General features: G+C 46.3%; 14 protein-coding genes and 1 tRNA gene. 4 read left to right on the top strand and 11 right to left on the bottom strand.

The window, feature by feature from the left end; all coding sequences use genetic code 11:
* Positions 1-267 precede the first annotated feature (267 nt).
* The 3 genes from recR to JUB15_RS21745 form a co-directional block, all read right to left on the bottom strand.
* Positions 268-885, bottom strand: coding sequence for a recombination mediator RecR (recR, locus tag JUB15_RS21755; RefSeq protein ID WP_207514766.1), 618 nt, complete (start codon positions 883-885; stop codon positions 268-270).
* A 121-nt stretch (positions 886-1,006) separates the two neighbouring features.
* Positions 1,007-2,449: an Ig-like domain-containing domain gene (locus tag JUB15_RS21750; RefSeq protein WP_207514765.1), complete on the bottom strand. Its 1,443-nt coding sequence runs from the start codon at positions 2,447-2,449 to the stop codon at positions 1,007-1,009.
* Between the two features lie 184 nt (positions 2,450-2,633).
* Positions 2,634-5,855 carry an ATP-dependent helicase gene (locus JUB15_RS21745; protein WP_207514764.1) on the bottom strand — a complete coding sequence of 1,074 codons (3,222 nt, stop codon included), beginning with the start codon at positions 5,853-5,855 and terminating at the stop codon, positions 2,634-2,636.
* A gap of 319 nt (positions 5,856-6,174) precedes the next feature.
* On the opposite strand from JUB15_RS21745, the gene JUB15_RS21740 reads away from it, so the two are divergent.
* Positions 6,175-7,536: a sigma-54-dependent transcriptional regulator gene (locus JUB15_RS21740; protein ID WP_207514763.1), complete on the top strand. Its 1,362-nt coding sequence runs from the start codon at positions 6,175-6,177 to the stop codon at positions 7,534-7,536.
* 54 nt (positions 7,537-7,590) lie between these two features.
* Positions 7,591-9,990, top strand: a complete 2,400-nt coding sequence (locus JUB15_RS21735; protein ID WP_207514762.1) for an ATP-binding protein — start codon at positions 7,591-7,593, stop codon at positions 9,988-9,990.
* A gap of 120 nt (positions 9,991-10,110) precedes the next feature.
* Here the strand turns inward: JUB15_RS21735 and JUB15_RS21730 are convergent, their stop codons facing one another.
* From JUB15_RS21730 to JUB15_RS21720, 3 genes are all read right to left on the bottom strand, one after another.
* A complete protein-coding gene (locus JUB15_RS21730; protein ID WP_207514761.1) occupies positions 10,111-10,761 on the bottom strand; it encodes a tetratricopeptide repeat protein in 651 nt (216 codons plus the stop codon).
* A 216-nt stretch (positions 10,762-10,977) separates the two neighbouring features.
* Positions 10,978-11,427: a VOC family protein gene (locus JUB15_RS21725; protein ID WP_207514760.1), complete on the bottom strand. Its 450-nt coding sequence runs from the start codon at positions 11,425-11,427 to the stop codon at positions 10,978-10,980.
* Between the two features lie 106 nt (positions 11,428-11,533).
* Complete coding sequence (locus JUB15_RS21720; RefSeq protein WP_207514759.1) at positions 11,534-12,031, bottom strand: DinB family protein; 498 nt, start codon at positions 12,029-12,031, stop codon at positions 11,534-11,536.
* A 243-nt stretch (positions 12,032-12,274) separates the two neighbouring features.
* On the opposite strand from JUB15_RS21720, the gene JUB15_RS21715 reads away from it, so the two are divergent.
* A tRNA-Arg gene (locus tag JUB15_RS21715) sits at positions 12,275-12,346 on the top strand.
* Between the two features lie 641 nt (positions 12,347-12,987).
* On the opposite strand, the gene JUB15_RS28655 is transcribed toward JUB15_RS21715, so the two are convergent.
* A complete protein-coding gene (locus JUB15_RS28655; protein ID WP_255539662.1) occupies positions 12,988-13,113 on the bottom strand; it encodes a hypothetical protein in 126 nt (41 codons plus the stop codon).
* Between the two features lie 67 nt (positions 13,114-13,180).
* Here JUB15_RS28655 and JUB15_RS21710 point away from each other — a divergent pair, with 67 nt between their 5' ends.
* Positions 13,181-14,236, top strand: a complete 1,056-nt coding sequence (locus JUB15_RS21710) for a hypothetical protein (protein WP_207514758.1) — start codon at positions 13,181-13,183, stop codon at positions 14,234-14,236.
* A gap of 285 nt (positions 14,237-14,521) precedes the next feature.
* Here the strand turns inward: JUB15_RS21710 and JUB15_RS21705 are convergent, their stop codons facing one another.
* The 4 genes from JUB15_RS21705 to JUB15_RS21690 all read right to left on the bottom strand — a co-directional run bounded on the left by JUB15_RS21705 (position 14,522) and on the right by JUB15_RS21690 (position 19,532).
* On the bottom strand, positions 14,522-14,686 hold the full coding sequence (locus tag JUB15_RS21705) for a hypothetical protein (protein ID WP_207514757.1): 165 nt from the start codon (positions 14,684-14,686) through the stop codon (positions 14,522-14,524).
* A gap of 190 nt (positions 14,687-14,876) precedes the next feature.
* Positions 14,877-15,245, bottom strand: a complete 369-nt coding sequence (locus JUB15_RS21700; RefSeq protein ID WP_207514756.1) for a hypothetical protein — start codon at positions 15,243-15,245, stop codon at positions 14,877-14,879.
* A gap of 190 nt (positions 15,246-15,435) precedes the next feature.
* On the bottom strand, positions 15,436-17,208 hold the full coding sequence (locus JUB15_RS21695; RefSeq protein ID WP_207514755.1) for a RagB/SusD family nutrient uptake outer membrane protein: 1,773 nt from the start codon (positions 17,206-17,208) through the stop codon (positions 15,436-15,438).
* A 20-nt stretch (positions 17,209-17,228) separates the two neighbouring features.
* Complete coding sequence (locus JUB15_RS21690) at positions 17,229-19,532, bottom strand: SusC/RagA family TonB-linked outer membrane protein (protein ID WP_207514754.1); 2,304 nt, start codon at positions 19,530-19,532, stop codon at positions 17,229-17,231.
* Positions 19,533-19,552: the final 20 nt, after the last annotated feature.

The raw sequence follows: 19,552 nt of genomic DNA, 5'->3' as shown, positions 1-19,552 counted from the left end.
CGGGACAAATGCCGCGAGGCGAAAAAACCGAACTTGTAAACGTTGGGAAACTGTGTAGAGGGAGTTTCTTATCGTTTATTAGTTCAGTTTTGGCATCGTATGCCTCCTGTTTACCAGGATGTCAGATGCCGGTTCCTGCTCAGGATGCACAGGCCGAACAATAAACAAATCTGCCTATGCGGGTGCAAATTTACAGCTTGTTATGGTAATAGCAAACTTGATGTTAATGGCGGTTATAATCGGGGCGGGTGTTGTTCAGGCTGTTGTTTAATGTTGTACGTATTTTTCAACCGGCAGGCGATTGGTAATGCTGCGGGCAAGGGTCATTTCATCGGCATATTCCAGCTCGCCGCCAAAGGCTATGCCCCTTGCAATGGTGGTTATTTTCACCTGTGTAGCCTGCAACTTCTTTTGAATGTAATAGATGGTGGTATCGCCCTGGATCGTAGGGTTCAGGGCAAAGATCAGTTCTTCAGTATTTTCCTTTTGTACGCGTTGAACCAGGGGCTCAACAGTAAGCTGGTCGGGACCAATGCCATCGAGCGGGGAAATGATACCGCCCAGAACATGATATACGCCACTGAATTGCTGCGTGCTTTCGATGGCAATTACATCGCGCAGATTTTCCACTACACAAATGATCTCCTGTTTGCGCAGCGGATTGGCGCAAATAGCGCAGGTGGTAGTATCGGCAACGTTATAACAACGTTCGCAGAATTTGATCTCCCGGCGCATTTTCAACACCGCTTCGCCGAAAGCATCTACATTACCGGGGTCCTGCTTCAATAAATGCAGCACCAGCCGCAATGCTGTTTTTTTACCAATACCGGGTAGTTTGGCAAACTCACTCACCGCATTTTCCAGCAAAGAAGAAGAAAATTCCATAGCGCAAAGATACCAAAGAGTTTGTGGTTTGTGGTTTGTGGTTTGTAGTTGTGGTTTGCCGCTGATCGAACTCACCGACCAATGGCATGCTCATATTTTTTATTTCCTAATTTCTAAATCCTCATTTTGTCAGCGTAATATCTACTATGTTATCCCAGTTGGCTTTAACGTTTAGTTTCCGGCTGATGGGCTGTACTTTTTCGGGTTGGTGGCGGTCCTTAAAAAAGGAGCCCGGGTCCCAAACATTGTTCTTATTATCATCGTATAAAATACGTAGGTCGTATTCGCCCGGCGCAAATAATTTGGCGTAGAATTCCCTGTTCGTCATAGGATAGGCGAATTTCACCTCCTCGCCCTGCACAAATTGTAATACGGGGTTCCTGCTGAAATCGAGGCCGATGATGCGTAAACGAACCAGGCCGTAATCGCTTTGTTTTTTGGTGCGAAAGGCAACCGTATCCGTACGGGCAATCTTACTGCCGGCCGTATCCTCAGCAAAATCCTTATCTACAATAAGATTATAGGCAGTATTTTCTGTCCAGTTGTAGGTAAGTGTGACCTTTTTGTTGCTGGTGTCTTTCGTAAAATGATAGTTGGACAGTGGCTCAAACTTTTCGCTGGTGAGAATGACCTTGGTGCTGTCGAAATATTTGATCGGGGTTTCAAACCGCATCTCAAATTTGTTCAACAGGTCCTGCTCATTATTGCTCAGGTTGGTCTCCAGCTTCAGGCGGGGTTCCTGTTTATCATTTTTTCTGGCAGGTTTTACAGCAGGTGCTGTCGGTTTTTTCGCTTTGGCCGTATCTTCTTCTTCTTTTTCGAGGTAGGCATACAGCGTAATTGGCGTGGGCGTTGTACTCGGGCTTACCCGCTCATCGGCAAAAGCGAACAGCTGGGAGTTGCTCAGGTACCGGCGCTGACCCCCTTCATCTTTTAATGCGAACATGGCAAATGAACCGGAAGGCAGGTTGCTAAAAGTAAAATTGCCATCTTTATCAACCCGGGCAATATAGCGTGGCTTTTCTTTAATTACGGCCGAATCATCGGTGCTGCTGTGCAGCATAACAATGAGGGTGGAATCTGTTTTACCGGATTCTGCAATGATCACTTTACCGGCCAGCGACAGTGAATCCAGGGTTTCACCTGTAGAGAACAGGTACGTAAAGTTCTTTAACACGTTTCCCTCGTTAATATCTTTTATGGCGTTTCCGAAATCAATGGAATAGGTAGTATTGGGCTGCAGGGTATCTTTAACGGTCACCGTTACCGTACGCAGTTTTGCATCAACGATCGGATTTATTTTAGGGACTGGTGAAACCAGCAGGTTTTCCTGGGCATTTTCTACCTGAACGAATTCATCGAATTCAAACACGATCTTTTTACCTGAAAAGTTTATGGCTGAATCATGGGGATTCACTTTTGTCAGCCGGGGCGGCAGGGAGTCGCGCGGCCCGCCCATGGGGGGAACTATATTGGCACAACCAGTTTGAACCAGGGTAGGCGGAAGCAGCGCAAGGATCAACAGGAACGGCGAAACTATCTTTAATATAGTAGCATACTTCATAAGGCCGCAAACTTAAGCCGTTTATTGGCAAATGTTGCTTCAAAATCCGTTAAATTAACACCCCCAGCCCATACCCCCTAAAGGGGGAGCGGTTCCCGGTTACCGGTCTATTATACAGGCCTCATAAATATTGCGTTGAAGTTACAGAACCTGCAACCCTGTACCCGGGAACCTGTAACACTTACTAGTCCTGTGCTTCTTCTTCGGAGGTCAGATCGTGCAATGCGATAGCCAACTTATTGGTTTTAACAAAATTGCACCAGTGGCAGTCTTCCTTGCCGCAGCCAATATAAAACTCGCGGTTCTGGATCTTTTCCCAAACCGTAACGATCTGCTGGGTAACGGTGGTAATATCTGAGGGTTTTATAATTACTTTTTCCTTGCGGTATACCTTCTTTTTATCGGGTTCTATAAAGTCGAATTCTGTGCTGATCACCTGCCAGTCGCGGCTTTCGTAATTATCGACCAGGATCTTGTAAAACACTGCCTGCCGCCAGTAATCGCCGCCATTGGGATCTTTTTCACTGGGCGGCTGCAGTTTGGCCTTTGCCTTTTCGGGATCGCCGGTCTTGTAATCAACAATATTTACCTGTTTGCCATCAAACTCAAGTTTATCGAGCTTGCCTTTGAGCGGCACGCCGCTCACCTCAATATTGCGAATATTCCTTTCCACGGCAACGATCCGGTTCCAGGTAAAGATGTAGTTGTCGTAATAATTCGATAATACTTCCTGGCCATATTCCAACCGGCGCTCGAACTGTTCACGGGTAAAGTTTTCGCGGTGGCGGTGCATATACCAGTTGAAATCATCAACAAATTCCCGTTTACCCGGGAATGTGTTGTTGTTCTCCTTCATTTTTTCAAAGAACCGCTGCAGGGCATGGTGAATAGCCGAACCAAATTCGGTGGCTTCATTCTTGGGCGAAGGAATGCGCAGCAGGTTTTTGAAGTAGAACTCGAGCGGACATTTCAAATAATTGTTCAGCGCGGTTACGTTCATCACAAACCGGTCGAGCAGGGCCGTTATAAAATCATCTTCTATGCGGCCGATCTCCGGGGCTTCGGTTTCGCCAAACTGAACGATCTGGAAATCGGTAAGCGTTTCATCGCTCATAAACACTTTTTCAACAGGCAGCAGGTGCTGTTCCTGTATTTCTGCAATGAACATGGAGGGTTCCAGTTCCCGGCCATCGTTTTTATAGCGACAATAAGAAATGGTGAGGTGTTGTTCGGCCCGGGTGAGGGCTACGTAAAAAAGGCGGCGCAATTCTTCGATCTCTACATCACTACGGCCGGCAGCATTAACAGCGGGACCGGCTTCCCCCCGGCCCCCTCCGGTGGAGGGGGTGCTGTAACTGGAGAAAACGTTCTCTGGTATTTTATAACCGCCACCGGGTTTACGTTTCTTTTCCCAGAAAGAAGCGTTGCAGCCGGCAATGAACACATGCTCGAACTCAAGGCCTTTGGAGCCGTGAGCGGTTAACAGGTTTACCCCTTTATCGTTACCGCTAACCTGTACGAGTGGCAATGACAACCCTTCCTTTTCCATAAGATCAAACACTTCTACCAGGTCGCTCAGCTGCAGTAAAGGATTGCGGTGCGATTCTTCTTTTATAAAATCGAACAGGGCGGTTAACACCTGCATCATCCATGCTTTTTCAGGACTTTGCATGATGTTGTTGAGCAACCCTGTACGGCGGATGATATTTTCAACCAGCACCAGCAGCGTAACGTTGGGTACGATGCCTATCAGTTTTTCCAGCGCCCTGGTAGCCTGCTGTAAACCCGGGTGCAGCCCCCTGCTGAACAGGTCGGCCGGCGGCGTATTCGCCTTGTCGTACAACAGGCGGCGTAAGGATGTTTTGTTATTACTGAACTGGCGGTCGGCTACTTCAATGCTAAGTTTGGCAATTTCAACAGGCGGAATATTGAACCAGTCGAAATGCAGGATCTCAAACAACATTTCATCACCACCGTAAGGTATGTCATGTTCGGCGGCGATGTATTTGATGAGCAGAATGATCTTTTTGGCAAAGGGTTCCTGCAGCAAATTCAAATGCCGTTTGCTGTAAACCGGTACGCCCAGTAATTTGAAATACTGGGTCAGTTCTTCGCCATATTTATTTTCGCGGTAAATGATGCTGATCTTTCCCGGCGGTACATCCTGCGCCAGCAGTTGCTGTACCTGCATGGCGATGTCGATCATTTCATGCCGCTGCGTTTCGTATTCTTTTATGACAGGGATAGCGTCTGTTGGTTCCAGCGCAAAAAAACGCGGGTGCGACGATTTAAGGTTCTTGCTAAGACCTTCAATTTGTTTCACCAGACGCTCCCTGTTGTTGTTAATAAGCGTCATGGATACATCGAGAATAGGTTGAGCCGAACGATAGTTGTTGGTCAACACTACAGTAAGCAGGCTTTCGCGGTAGGAGTTGGCAAACTGCAACATATTCTCCACGTTGGCGCCCTGAAAGCGGTAGATACTCTGGTCGTCGTCGCCCACAACAAAAATGTTGGGCACATCCCAAAAGCTGATCAGCAGGTTAACCAGCTGATTCTGCGTACCGCTGGTATCCTGAAATTCATCTACGAGAATGTACAGGAACTGCTCCTGGTAACGGTTCAACAAAGCCGGATTTTCCTGAAACGCTTTGATCACCCAGTTGATCATGTCGTCGAAATCATACCGGTTGCGGCCGCGCATCAACTGCTGAAAACGGTCGAATTCATTGACCGCTGCCCGCAGTTTTTCCATCTTCTCTTTTTCTTCATCGAGTTTGTCCTTCTTCACATCACCGGCTTTGAATTGCTTGTACGCCCGTTTGTAGATGAACTCTTCACGGGTGGGAAGATCGGCGATCCAGGCATCGATGCGTTCATTGATGAATGCGGGCGACCAGCCTTCGCGTTTCATGGTGCTGAAAAGCGATTGCAGGTTATGGATCTCATAGTATACATCACCGCGGTAACGCTTGAGCGCGTGGTTCCTGGGGAAAGTATCTATGAGATGTTTGAACAGTTCAATTCTTTCCAGGTCAGAAATGGGATCGAGCGCTGTTTTTTCAAAAAGCGACAGGTTCTCCTGGATGATATCGTTGCAGAAAGCGTGAAAAGTATAAATGTTCACCCGGTATGCATCGGGGCCAATGAATTGTGACAACCGCTTGCGCATGGCCACTACCCCGGCATCGGTATACGTTAAACACAGGATGTTCTGAGGCTGAGCGTCTGTATCGAGGAGGATCTTGCCAATGCGGCTGGCGAGGATCTGGGTTTTTCCGGTTCCCGGTCCGGCGATCACCATAACGGGACCTTCAATGGTGTCGACGGCAATGCGCTGCTGAGGATTCAGCTTTCTGTACTCTTCAGTGAATTTCTGGTTAAGGCGCTCCCGGTTCACGCTCATATACCAAAGATAAAGAAGGGTCAATAAATACGACGGCGCCCTAATATGATAACCGGCAGATGTTCAGAAACTGTGTCTAAATGTGCAAAAGTTTTTAGTTTTTTAATCTCACGGTATGCCCGATTTGATCTTTTTTTACCTGATTTTGCCGCATTTTCGTGTTCAAAATACGCTATTTCCACTAAGGAGAAACAATTAGTTGTTGATAATAAATAGCTTATGAGGAAAAAAGAAAACGATGGTTCCGCGGTGGAAACGTTCTTTTTTTGGGAATAAAATCAAATTTCCTTCGTTTCTAATATTACAGATTTTCACAATAATGAAAAATCAGCACCCTTTAAAGATATTTATACTCGAAGACGATGTTTGGTATGGATCAATGCTTCAGCATTACCTGGCACTGAACCCCGATTATGAAGTTAAACGCTTTCACAACTGTAAAGATTTTCTGAATCAGTTGCATGAACGGCCAGAAGTCGTAACGCTTGATTACTCCATGCCGGATATGGATGGCAGTGAAGTGTTGAAGAAGATCAAGGAAATTGATCCCGGCATACAGGTGATCATCATTTCGGGTCAGGAAGACATTAAAACCGCTATCAGCCTCATCAAGAATGGCGCCTTCGACTACATTGTAAAGGATGATGATGCCAAAGACCGCTTGTGGAACAGCCTGCTGCATTTAAAAGAAATTGACGGCTTGAGAAAAGAAGTGGAGCAGCTGAAAGAGCAGGTGGGCAAAAAGTATGACTACTCAAAATACCTGATCGGTAAAAGTCCGGTGTTCGAAAAAGTATTCAGCTTAATAGAGAAAGCCTGTAAAACCAATATAACTGTTTCCATTACGGGCGAAACCGGTACCGGAAAAGAGATGGTGGCGCGGGCCATTCATTATAATTCCGATAAAAGCAAAAAGCCGTTTGTTGCGGTGAATGTGGCAGCAATTCCCAGGGAGTTGATAGAAAGTGAGCTGTTCGGGCATGAAAAGGGGGCATTTACGGGCGCCATTACCCGCCGGATCGGTAAATTTGAAGAAGCGCATAACGGTACGCTTTTTTTAGATGAGATCGGAGAGCTGGACATTAACCTGCAGGCAAAGCTGCTGCGTGTGTTGCAGGAACGGGAAATAACCCGGGTTGGTGGTAATGAGGTAGTGCCGATCAACGTACGCATTATTGTAGCTACCCACAAGAACCTGTTGGAAGAAGTGCAGGCCAGGCGGTTCAGGGAAGACCTGTATTACCGTTTGATCGGTTTGCCCATAGCGATACCACCATTGAGGGAGCGGGGCAATGATATTGTCATTCTGGCCAAACATTTTATGGACCAGTTCTGTAAAGAAAATAACACGGATAGGAAATTGCTTTCGCCCGAGGCACAGCAAAGGCTGTTACACCATGCATTCCCCGGTAATGTGCGGGAATTGCGGTCGGTAATGGAGTTGGCTGTCGTGATGGCAGATGGTGATACAATTTTACCGGAACACATAACCCTTAATTCCAACTCATCGGTGAACGACCTGATGAACAAAGAGCGGACGCTGAAAGAATTTGAGTTGCAGATCATTCAGCACTATCTCGACAAATACGACAAAGATGTACTGCTGGTTGCAAAAAAACTGGACATAGGTAAATCGACCATTTATCGCATGATCCAGGCCGGTGAATTAAATGCCCGGTAAGTGGTGCTGCAGTGACTTCGTTCGTGCGTGTTGGATACCATTAACATGAAACCGTTGAAAAACATACCGTCTGCCGAAAAGGCTGATCCGCCCGTAACCAGCGGTAGCGGGAACGGTAAGGACAATGTGGTTAACACACCGGCTTCCTTTTATGAAGAGGTGCTCATGAATATTCCGGCAGACATCGCCGTGTATAATACCCGCGGCGAGTTTATGTTCATTAATGCAGCGGTTATCAAGGATGCGGCTACCCGCGAATGGCTTATTGGTAAAACCATAGAAGATTACTGTAATATACGGCAAAAGCCACCCGAACTGGCCATCAGGCGCAAGGAAATGATAGCAGAAGCGGTGCAAACAAGGCAACTGCAAAAATGGGAGGAGCGGTTTGAGTTTCCTGACGGGCAGGTTAAATATCATATCCGGCATATACAGCCGGTATTGGATGCGCAGGAACAGGTTAAGTTCTGCATTGCGTATAGCATTGATATCAGCGACCAGAAGCGGGCGGAAGAGTATATACAATTAAGCGAGAAGAAATACCGCGATCTGTTTAATTACAGCCAGGCCTGGATCTGTACGCATGATCTTAACGGCAGGTTATTATCGGTAAATCCCGCTGCCAGCCTGGCGATGGATTATACCGCCGGCGAAATGGTTGGCCGTGAACTGTTGGAGTTTATTCCGGAAGAAGATAAAGCGTTATACGAATTGAATTACCTGCAGCCGATATTGCGGAATGGCAGATCGGAAGGAGTATTCAGGGTGCAGGGTAAAACCGGAAAGGTAATTTACCTGTTATACCAGAATTATAAAATGGACGTACCGGGCGTAGAGCCCTATGTTATTGGATTTGCACAGGATATCTCGGACCGGATAAAAGCAGAGCGGGAACTGAGGCAGGCCAAGAAACTAACGGATGAGGCTGCCCGCGCAAAAGAGGTTTTCCTGGCAAATATGAGCCATGAGATCAGAACGCCGATGAACGGTGTTTTAGGCATTGCGGGGCTGCTGGCGAAAACAAAGCTGGATGAACAGCAGCAAAGTTATCTCCGGCTCATACAGGATTCGGCCAACAATTTGTTACTGCTGGTAAATGATGTGCTTGACCTGGAAAAGATCCTGTTGGGCAAACTGCAGTTTGAGCATGTGGTATTTTCACTGGCCGATCGCATCGAACTTTGTTTGCAGTCGTTTATTTATAAGGCTGAAGAAAAGGGCATTGGCCTGGTACATGAGAATTTAATGGGTGAAGACCTGGTAGTGTTGGGAGATCCGTACCGGTTGAGTCAGGTGTTGAACAACCTGATCAATAATGCACTAAAGTTTACTGAAGCAGGAGCCGTAACCATTGAAACGCGATTGGTACAGAAAAGTGGTAATGAAGCGAGGATAGCATTTGTTGTAAAGGACACAGGCATAGGGATAACCGAGAGCCAGTTGGGACTGATATTCGAGCCGTTTGTACAGGCGCATGTTGCTATCAGCAGAACCCATGGCGGAACCGGGCTGGGATTAAGTATTTGCCGGGAGTTAATAACCATGATGGGTGGAGAATTAAAGGTAGCAAGTGAGGCAGGAAAAGGTTCATCCTTCAGCTTTGAGTTGCCATTTGCAATTAGCTCAACTAAACTCAATCAATCAACCGTGGCAAAAGAGTTGAATTTTCAAAGCCTTGGCAGCAGGTATATTCTTGTAGCCGAGGACGTGGAGTTGAATCAATACCTTGTTCGGCATATTATGGAGTCGTGGGGCTTCAAGGTGGATGTGGTGAACAACGGCCGTGAGGCTGTTGAAAAGATCCAGGAAAATAATTACGACCTGGTGCTGATGGATATTCAGATGCCCGAAATGGATGGAATGGAAGCCACCCGGGCTATCAGGCAGTTAAGCGATCCCGTTAAAGCAGCGATCCCTGTTGTGGCGCTTACAGCCAATGCATTAAAGGGAGATAGTGAAAAATACCTGGCCGCGGGTATGAACGATTTTCTGCCCAAGCCATTTAATGAGCAAAAGCTGTTTCTGGTAATATCAAATAATTTAAAAACAGGTGCAGGTGTACCGGCACGCAAGCCTATGAATGACATGAAAACGACTGTTACGGAGAGTGAGGAAAAATTATACGACCTGAGCATGGTACAAACGATTGCCGGCGGCGATGAAAGTTTTGTAAAGCGGATGGTGGAATTGTTTATAGAAACGGTACCGCCATCGTTGGCTGACCTGCGGCAGGAAACAGCGGCACAAAACTGGGTAAATGTAAGCAAGATAGCCCATAAGCTGAAGGCGACTATAGACAGTATGGGTATTACCCGCATAAAAGAGGTGGTGCGAATAATAGAATCGAGTGGAAAGAAGGGCGAAGGAGTGGATAAAATACCGGGGCATGTGCAGGAAGTTATTAATGTATTGCAGGCCTGTATGGAGCAGTTGAAGCGGGATTTTAAATTATAAGTTTACAGTTCATAGTTCTTAATTGGAAGGATCTATGATATAAAGAAGAAGTCGGAAGCATGGAGTTTCGGGAACTTCATACTTCCGACTTCTTACTTCAGTCGCGACCAACGGTCGGGGCTAGCCCGGCAGGCGGGGAATATGTTTTTCTAATTCTTTGATCTGTTTTACAATTTCAGGGGTAGTAGGTTTCAGCGCTTTCGCCTTGCGGAAGAATTCTTTCGCTGCGCGGAACTCCCGTTTGTTCATCATGATATTGCACATTTGCAGGTAGGCAGCCGCTTCATTCTCTTTATCGGGCAAGCCTTCGCGAATGGCCTGACGGATATATTTTTCTGCCTGTTTGAAATCGTTCTTCTGTAAAGCGATCATTCCCATTTGCAGCATGCTGGCGCCTTTCACTTCTTTCATGGGGGTGCCCAGGTCGAGGCCTTTCTTCATATTCTTTTCCGCGGTATCGAAATCCTGTTCCATCATGGCCAGCTGACCTTTGAAGGTAAAAAAGGCCGACCGGATCGGTTTATACAACAGGTTGGGATATTTTATGGAATTGAGTACGCGTTTGGCGCCTTCAAGATCGCCGGCTTCCATGTGTTCCTGGATGAGGCGAAGGGGACCAATAAAAAAGTGGCCGGCAATAAGAATGAGGCCGATCAAATAGGCCGGGAAAGCGGGCCAGAAACCACTGTAGACATTGGCCAGTACGCCCACAACAATCAGCGCCAGACCCAGGTAAAGGCGGTAACGTATGAGCCATGTATAAAACTTCATAAACCTTTAATTTTTTAAGGATGGCAAAGATAGGCTAAATCAGGGTTACCAGTTACCAGTTTCCGGGTGCCGGTTTATGGCTTTCCGGTTACAGGTTTCAGGTTTCAAGTTACAAGGACCCGGTTGATAATTGCAGGGAGCTGATACGTGCTTTTGAGATTCGAACAAAGGCCCTGTAACCTGCACCCTGTACTTGTACCTGTTTTTGCCCATAGATCACTTATCGTCATTGATTTCGATCCAGTAGCCATCGGGGTCGCGGAAATAGATCTGTTGCACCCCGTCGACCCGTTTGGTGACGGTATTTTTTTCGCCCGCCCAGTTTTCATATTCCACTTTGTGTTTCTTAAGGTTGGCAATGAAATCGTTAATAGATGGAACGCTGAAGCAGAGATGGCTGTTTTTGTCGTGCGATGTTTTGGCGGCGGCACCGGATATGATATGCAGGTGGCCCTGGATGCCGACGCTGAACCAGGCATGGCGGCCATCGTGAAAAGGTTCGGGAATGGTGTCGAGACCTATCACCTGTTGGTAGAACCGCGTGCTTGAGGGAAGATCTACCACATAAATGGCGATATGGTTGAGCCGGGGTTTATTTTGGGCAAATAATGGCAGGGAGGCTAACGACAGAGCTAAGACCGGCAGTATACAGGCTGCTTTTTTCATATGTGTGTGTTTCCAACGGTAAGTTAATAAAACGGGCTAAACCGGGAGAAAATAAAATTGCGCAGCCATTGTTGGCCGCGCAATTCGCATTTACCGTCAATTATTTTTAAGGGCGATCCCAGAAAGCAGGCGGTTCAATACCCAGGCTTCTTAAATAAACGTAGCCCTGACCGCGGTGGTGGATCTCGTTATCGATAGCATAGAAGAGAATAGAGATGCAGGTGCCGGGCCATTGACCAAAAGCAACCGTCTGCTCCTGCCAGCGTTGTGCTGGAATGGTGGACCAGATCTTATTAATATCTTCGGTGGCCTGGTCCCACAATGCCAGTAGTTCCTGTCTGGTTTTTACTTTTTCCGCGTCGGCCCATTTTTCCCATTTTTCAGTGGCTATACCTTGCAGGCAGGGTACGCCCATACCGAGAAATTCATATACCAGTTCGGCAAATGGGCGCATGCCGCCGATGGAATAAGTGAAGAGTTTGTCTTCGGGGAAAGCCTCGATCATTTTGCGGGTGAGACCCCGGTGGCCCTGCCAGTGTTTAAGCAATTGTTCTGGAGAGATAATACTGGCGGTAGCGTTCGGTGTTAATTCTTTGGTTGACATGATTATTATTTTTTAAGTATTTGTAATAAGTACAATGCAAACCTACCTCGGGGTTGTGACAACAGTATGTCAGTAGGATTTCAGGAAGGCAAAAAAATTATGTGTATCGTCCAAAAAACGTTGAATTACGATCCTAATCATAGGATTTTCAGGGGATTTAGTGTGGTGTGGTTCGGGGATTAATGGTTTTCTTCTTATTTTTGCCATCCGCCAGTGGACAGCGTATCAATTGCTGGTGGTTTTGGTCCCGTAGTTCAATGGATAGAATAGAAGTTTCCTAAACTTTTGATACAGGTTCGATTCCTGTCGGGACTACAATGAAAAAAAAGGGTTTTAAGTGGTTGAACTTGAAGCCCTTTTCGTTTAGTATTATAAATAGAACTTGTTTGCAATAATTGGTATCGGCATTGTTTTCAATAACTGGATTGTACTTAATGGCTCCAGGTCTTTTTAGAGAACAAAGCAACTACTTCCTCCTTCGTAGCCGCGATTTTGGCAATACGGTATTCTATTGTAGGTCCGATAATCTGGCTGGCTTCTCTCAACGTTAACTCATAACAATTTGTAACCAGGTACGCATGGCATTAGTAGCTACTTGCAAAGATTTGTCCAGAAAGGATTCAATTCAAAAAAACAAAAGTTGATCTGCATTTCTACCATGGGTACCCGTAATTGAAATTACTTTTTTTATGTACCCTTGCCGTTGAATCAAATTGTGGTATAATATGAGCTACCCTGAAGAATGGCAATTCGTTTTTTATTACTATTGAGCAATAGGAAAATTCATTAAGAACAAATCTTTGCACCTAAACACTGTTTTTAATAGTCGCCCGACTGGTGATGGCGGCTGTTGTCCGTTGCTCACAAAAAGTTACGGGTATGTGGTTAGGTATCCTCCAAACCGCGATCTTACAAAACTTTTTTTCCAACCGTATCAAAGCCATGTGAATTGCGCTTTATAACTTCGTATTCATTTTCTCTTCAAGACCTTTCCAAATAGCCACCTGATAAGCTTCGTCATGAAGTGCAGCAGCCATTAACAATACAAATTTTTTCAACCTCGACAAGTGATTGATCTTCATTATGTGATATTTACTACCATGTGAAAATAATACACAAAAGAAGGTTGCCTTCATTTAACCAGTTATTATGTTTAAAATGTTTAAATTGTATATAATAAATACCTGGGTTACGAAATTAGAGAAGTTCTATAACAAGCAGGGAGCGATCGCATTTGATCGCATACGTTATACCATCCTGTTAGCGAGGGCAAAATCCATGCTCAGGAGAAGCACGATTATTATTATTGTGATTTCTCTCTTTTGGGCGGTTTTAGCATCTCGTCAGATATTCCAGAGAGAGACTCCGAGGTATTTAAAAACTGTTCGTAACAGCATAGGGATGCAGCTCAAAGTCGTGGAAGAAAACACTCAACCGACGTTGCGAATTGTCTTGCCCGATCGTCCTACCTCGGATCGCACCCTCGAGATCATCTTTCCCGAGCACGTCACGATACGGCCTCGGGGGAATACAAATGCAAATCAAATCTATATGTGGCGGCCGGGACGATTCGGCGAGCCACCGCAATGGCGACAGTATGAGCGAATCCTGGAGTACGAGAAAAATTTTCCAGACAAAGTTCATATGCTGGCAAGAGCAACCCTCGAAGAAGACGGCGTTCGCTTCCACTTCAGACTCCGAAATCAGTCTAAATTGACTTACGATCTCATCTGGGCGCCAATCGATCCACGGCTTACCTCGGAATTCCATGACGTCCGGCTGGAGCGGACTTACGTCCATCATGCAGATGGTTTCGATTTGCTCGCTTCAGAAACACCGGAACGATTGACAATGCCGCTCAATCAATGGTTGCCGGCCCGGTACCTTGCTTCATACACCTGGCCAATACCCTCACAGAAAATAGAACGCCGTGAAGGCATTATGTACTATAATAAGTCGCGGGTAGTTGATGCGCCTTTTATTGCTACGCTTTCTCAGGACGGTCGCTGGGTAGTTGCGAGTTTCACCCGTAACACAGGCAATGTGTGGAGCAATCCGGAGCTGACCTGTCAGCATGTGGACCCACAGGTCGCGTTGGCACCGGGTGAGGAGGCGATATTGGAAACCAAGCTCCTCGTCGTCGGAGCCTCACTTGACGATGTATTTAAGATGGCTATGAACCAACGTGACTCGCTGAAGTGGTGACTCGTCCTGGTAAATACTTAAACAAAAGCGGTTGAAAATTTTAAGTTCGATATAACGTGTTATTCCCTGCTATTCCCATTTCGACTAAACAAGTTCTCAATTAAACCTAAGAGCGTCAATAGTATTTGACTTTTCACTTGCTAATCTCAACCTGTAGCCTCCCTACGCACGCCTTCATACCTTCGGTTGTGCTATGGCTTTCCACACTTCCGATCAAATTGAAAAACAGGGGGCGTAAAGTAATACTGTATTGCCTCGTTACGGCCGCACGCCAACGACAACCTTTTAGTTATTATTGGTACCGCTCTGTGGAGAAATGATCTTGTCGATTGAGTATTTTCCTTTGGGCGTTAAATCGTTGTTCCGAACCATTACTACGTTGCTCCATTCTGCGTTGCTCCTGACCATTGCTATGTTGTTCCGGACCATTGCCAGCTTGCTATGGACCATTGTTTGGTGTTTTTGAATAACTGCCAGCTCACTTTGAGTTGAAAGTCGGCTGAAATGGAACAATTGCAGTGAGATAACCGTCGTTGTTAAATGATCTGTAGTCACAGACACGCTGCAATGCTCCGAAGTTAGCTGGCTATGGTGATTTCATTGCTGTGATGGTGCATTGCTACGTTGCTCCGGACTATTGCTACGTTGTTCCAGACCATTGCCAGTTTGCTATGGACCATTGTTTGGTGTTTTTGAATAACTGCCAGCTTACTTTGAGTTGAAAGTCGGCTGCAATGGCGACAATTGCAGTGAGATAACCGTCGTTGTTAGGTGATCTGTAATCAAATACACGCTGCAATGCTCCGAAGTTAGCTGGCCATGGTGATTTCATTGCTGTGATGGTGCATTGCTGCGTAGTTTCGGAACATAACAAGCCAGCAATGTCCCATTGCAGCCTGGATTGGGGCAATGTAAGGTTGCAGTGATGAAAAAACAGCCAGACACGATCCGTTGTAACAAACAACGATCCATTGTAGCGAAACAGTGATCCGGCCTTTTTGCCATGCATAGGAGCGGCGAAGCAGTATTACGGTGTGATGCAGACCTGTTCTTGTTCATGCTTACAATGCTCTTGCTTCCATGTATATATAGATATGTAACTAGGTAGTTGTTGGTTGGGCAAATTTTTTACTAAAAGCCATCGGGGGTACCAGTTAACTGGTACCCCCGATGGTTATCTAAAATTGTACAAATGGCGCTTACTTCCAGTAAGGGTTCTGCGTCAACTTAGGATTCAACAAAATCTCTCCTGAAGGAATTGGATACAGGTAGTCTTTTGTTTCGTCGAATTTTTTCGTAATGTTTTTATTGATCACTACATTACCACCATTGACACCATTTTCCAGGTCAATATCGGTGCCCAGTTTAAGGTAATGATATCCGGGATCGGTGGGTTTTGTGCCGGTGTAGATCCAGATGTCGTCCTTAGCATCTCCATCCAGGTCGTACTTGCCGGGGCCTGGAAAGTACATACCTTTAAATTGATCCTCGAGCAGTTTACCTTCCTTCCATCGCATCAGATCATTCCAGCGGAAGTTTTCCATCACCAGTTCAATTCTTCTTTCACGGCGTATTTCAAGAATGACGCCTTTGTTGGAACCGGTTACATTTTTATATTGGTTAGCCAGGTATGGATCGGGATTGGCATTCGCAGCCGCCATATTCAGATTGGGCATACCAACGCGATCACGGGTAAGAAGAATGGTCTTATCGATATCGCTTTGCTGCAGCGTACCCAGTTCTGCTTTCGCTTCTGCCAGGTTCAGCAATACTTCTGCATAGCGGAAGATGATCAACGGATTGTACGATTTGGTGAAACTGTCATCCACTTCTCCGGTCACATACTTGGTAATCTGGTAGCCGGTAACCGTGGCGCCAAAATCTGGGAAACGTTTCACGGTACTGCCTATGCGGGTATAACCGGGGGTACGAATGGTTTGCGCCAAACGGGGATCGCGGTTCAGCGTTTCCTCTGAAAACTGCATGGTAGCATAACCGGCTTTATCAGTAAAACGCGTACCATCTTTCATGAGGTAACTGTTCACAAACTTTTTCTCAAGACCCGGTTTGCCATAAGAAGGAGTGATCGTATAGTAATTGACGTTGTGGAAGATCTGAAGCGCGGTGCTGTACTGGCGCGCCAGCAACACTTCATTTGAGTTGGCACTATACGAAGCAAACAGATCCCGGTAAGGTTGATCGCCGGTCTTAGAGATCGTATAACCTCCTTTGGAGATCAGTTCTTCAGATGCCTTCACACATTCTTCCAAAAACTTGTTGGCATTGGGTAGGTTCAGCTCCGTGTGGTATTTTCTAAATGTTCCTTCAAACAAACAAATGCGTGATTTCAGTGCCAGGGCTGTCCATTTGGTGATCTGGTCGGCGCCATTATCCTTGGTGGTACTGGCATTGGCAATAGCGAAATCGATATCTGCCAGTACTGAATCCATCACCAGCGTTCTGGGATCGCGGGGTTTTTGGAGGCTGGCGCTGTCGGCCGGTTCAATGACCTCTCCATACCAGGGCACATCGCCAAACCGTGCTACCATATTGTAATAAAAGTAAGCGCGGAAAAATTTTGCCACTGCCAGGTATTTGTTGGTAATTGAAGGATCGAGACCTCCCCGTTGGTGGTACTGGATGAAATAAATCACATTACGCAACTCGCTCCAGTTCCACCCGCCTCCGCTAACAGGTATGGTGCGGTTACCGGTAAGCTCTACCGGGAGTGAATTTTTGATGATGTTATCGATGCCTTCATTGTACAGGCTAAAACCCTTGTCGTCGTTATCTGCATTGGGTAGCATACGGTCGTAAAAAGACTGCGTATACAATCGCAGCTCTGCTTCTGAACGAAAGGCTGCGGAGGGAGCGACCTGAGATAAGGGTTGCCGGTCGAGGAAATCCTTTTTACATCCGGCCGCTATGCCAAGGATCACAGATAACAGTGTATATAATAATTTCTTTTTCATGATAAACGATTTTGAATTGATCAGAAAGAAAGGTCCAGTCCGAACGCATACGATTTCATAAATGGATATACGCGTCCGTTTGTTTCCGCACCGGCCTGTTCAGGATCGATGTAATCTGTTTCGAGTTTGGTGAGGGTGAAAAGATTCTCACCTGTTACATAAAACCGGCAATTACTGAATCCTAACCGTTTCATCAAAGGCAAAGGGATCGTATACCCAATGCTAAGGTTCTTCAGGCGGATATAGGCCAGGTCTTGCAGGTATTTATCAGTCGGCTGACGCAAGGTGCCGCCGTCGTTCAATGCCTCGTAGCTTCTCAAACGTGGGAAATAGGCGTTTGGATTATCGGGGCTCCAGATCTTATCCAGGAATCCATTAGGCGTAAAAGAATAATACGCTCTTGAATAAGGTCCCCAGAATTTATCGGCATTATTACCGGGATACCATTGTTGTTTACCGATACCCTGGAAGAAGAAAGACAGATCGAAATTATTCCATGCAGCACTGCCGGTAATACCAAACGAATAACGTGGCAGGCTGTTACCGATGATGCGCATATCACCAGGATCTCCAAGGGTATTATTGCCATTATTTATAATCGAGTCGCCATTCAGATCCTGAAATTTCAGGTCGCCGGCGCGCAAGCGGTTCCATTCGCCCGAACCGCCTCTGATCTGTCTGTACACCAGGCTTTGGGCCACTTTATCCTGTCTCCATTTCGACGCTTCTTCATCCGATGCAAAATATCCATCGGTAATATAGCCCCAGATCTCGCCTACCTGTTTACCTGCGTAATGATCGTTCAGCCGGAAAGTGGGATTATTAAAACGGGTGATCTCTGATGTATAATCAGACAATACGCCGCCAATGCTCCAGCTCAGATCTTTGCCGGCCACCTTGTTGGTTTGTTGCCAGGTGAGTGATATTTCAAAACCTTTTGTCAACAGATCGGCCGCATTTTGTTGTGGTGAGGCGGCGCCGAATACTGCTGCCAGGGTGGGTCCCGGATTTAACATGTCTTTGGTGGCACGGCGATATACATCGAACGAGCCCAGTAATCGATTGCGGAAAAGACCCAGGTCGATACCAATATTGGTAGACGTGGTCTTTTCCCACGTAAGATCAGCGCTTAACGGAGTAGGCGCACTTAAGAATTGTGCGCGGTTGCCATCGATCAGCCAGTTGCTTTGACCGTTACCCATCACTTCGGTACGGGGGTAGCTGCTGTTTGTTTGCTGGTTACCTAATGAGCCATAAGAACCTCTTAACTTAAGTTCTGATACAACAGCTTTCAATGGTTCGAAAAAGTTTTCATTACTGATGCGCCAGCCAGCTGATATTGAAGGGAAGAAGCCAAAGCGTTTGCCTTTGGGGAAACGTGACGTGCCGTCATAACGGCCATTTACTTCCAACAGGTATTTACCATCGAAGTCATAGTTCAGGCGGCCGAAGAAACCCATCAGGGCCCATTCGCTGGAATTACCGCCAGATACCTGGCCAGCGGTGCCAAGGTCCAGTTCATTCAGGTCTTCGGATAACAGGTCTGTTCTTTCGCCGCGCAGCATTTTAAAAGTGCGCAGTTCCTGGTTATAACCGGCCATGGCTTTAAAAGAATGGCGTTGCATACTTTTTTCGTAAGTGCCGTATAAATTGATCACATGGTATTGATCCAGCCGCAGTACCTCGGTAAACTTATCGTTGCCTACATAGCTGATGATACCAGGATATATGCTCCAGGGCGCCATGGTCCTTCTCAATCGCTCGTGTGTATATGTATTAGTGTTGGGTGTAACCGGGTTTAATTCATACGTATAATTGGCGGTAATGTCGAATCCTTTTGCCACTTTAAAAATGCCACCAATGGTATTGGTCATATTATAGTTACGGTTCTCACCCTTCGATTTTCCATACAACAGGTCGGCATAAATGCCATCCCCAATCGTATAATTGTTCAGCTCTGTACGGTAGGTGGCTGTTCCATCAGGGTTCACCGGCAGGTAAGATGGTAACGCATGAACGGTGATGGAGACAAAATTGTTGTTGATACCCCAGCCAGGAAAAGTATACTTGTCGATACTGAGCTGTGTATTGGTGTACAGCGTAAGCCAGTCGGCTACTTTTGCATTGATCTTGGCCCTGAAGTTATAGGCATTGTATTCATCCTGGTTGATCCGCAACATGCCTTTTTGCTTCATAAAACGGCCCGACAGATAATAATCCACTTTATCGCTCCCGCCAGAAACACTGATGGAGTGTTGCATCGAAGGCATATAGTCGCGGAACATGGTATGCCACCAGTCGGTATTTCCATAATGGATATACATATCCTTGCCATTGCGGTTAT

Source organism: Longitalea luteola (genome assembly GCF_017356035.1).
Lineage (GTDB): Bacteria > Bacteroidota > Bacteroidia > Chitinophagales > Chitinophagaceae > Niastella > Niastella luteola.
The sequence above is the reverse complement of the archived record's forward strand: the minus strand, read 5'-3'. Positions and strand labels throughout refer to the sequence as shown.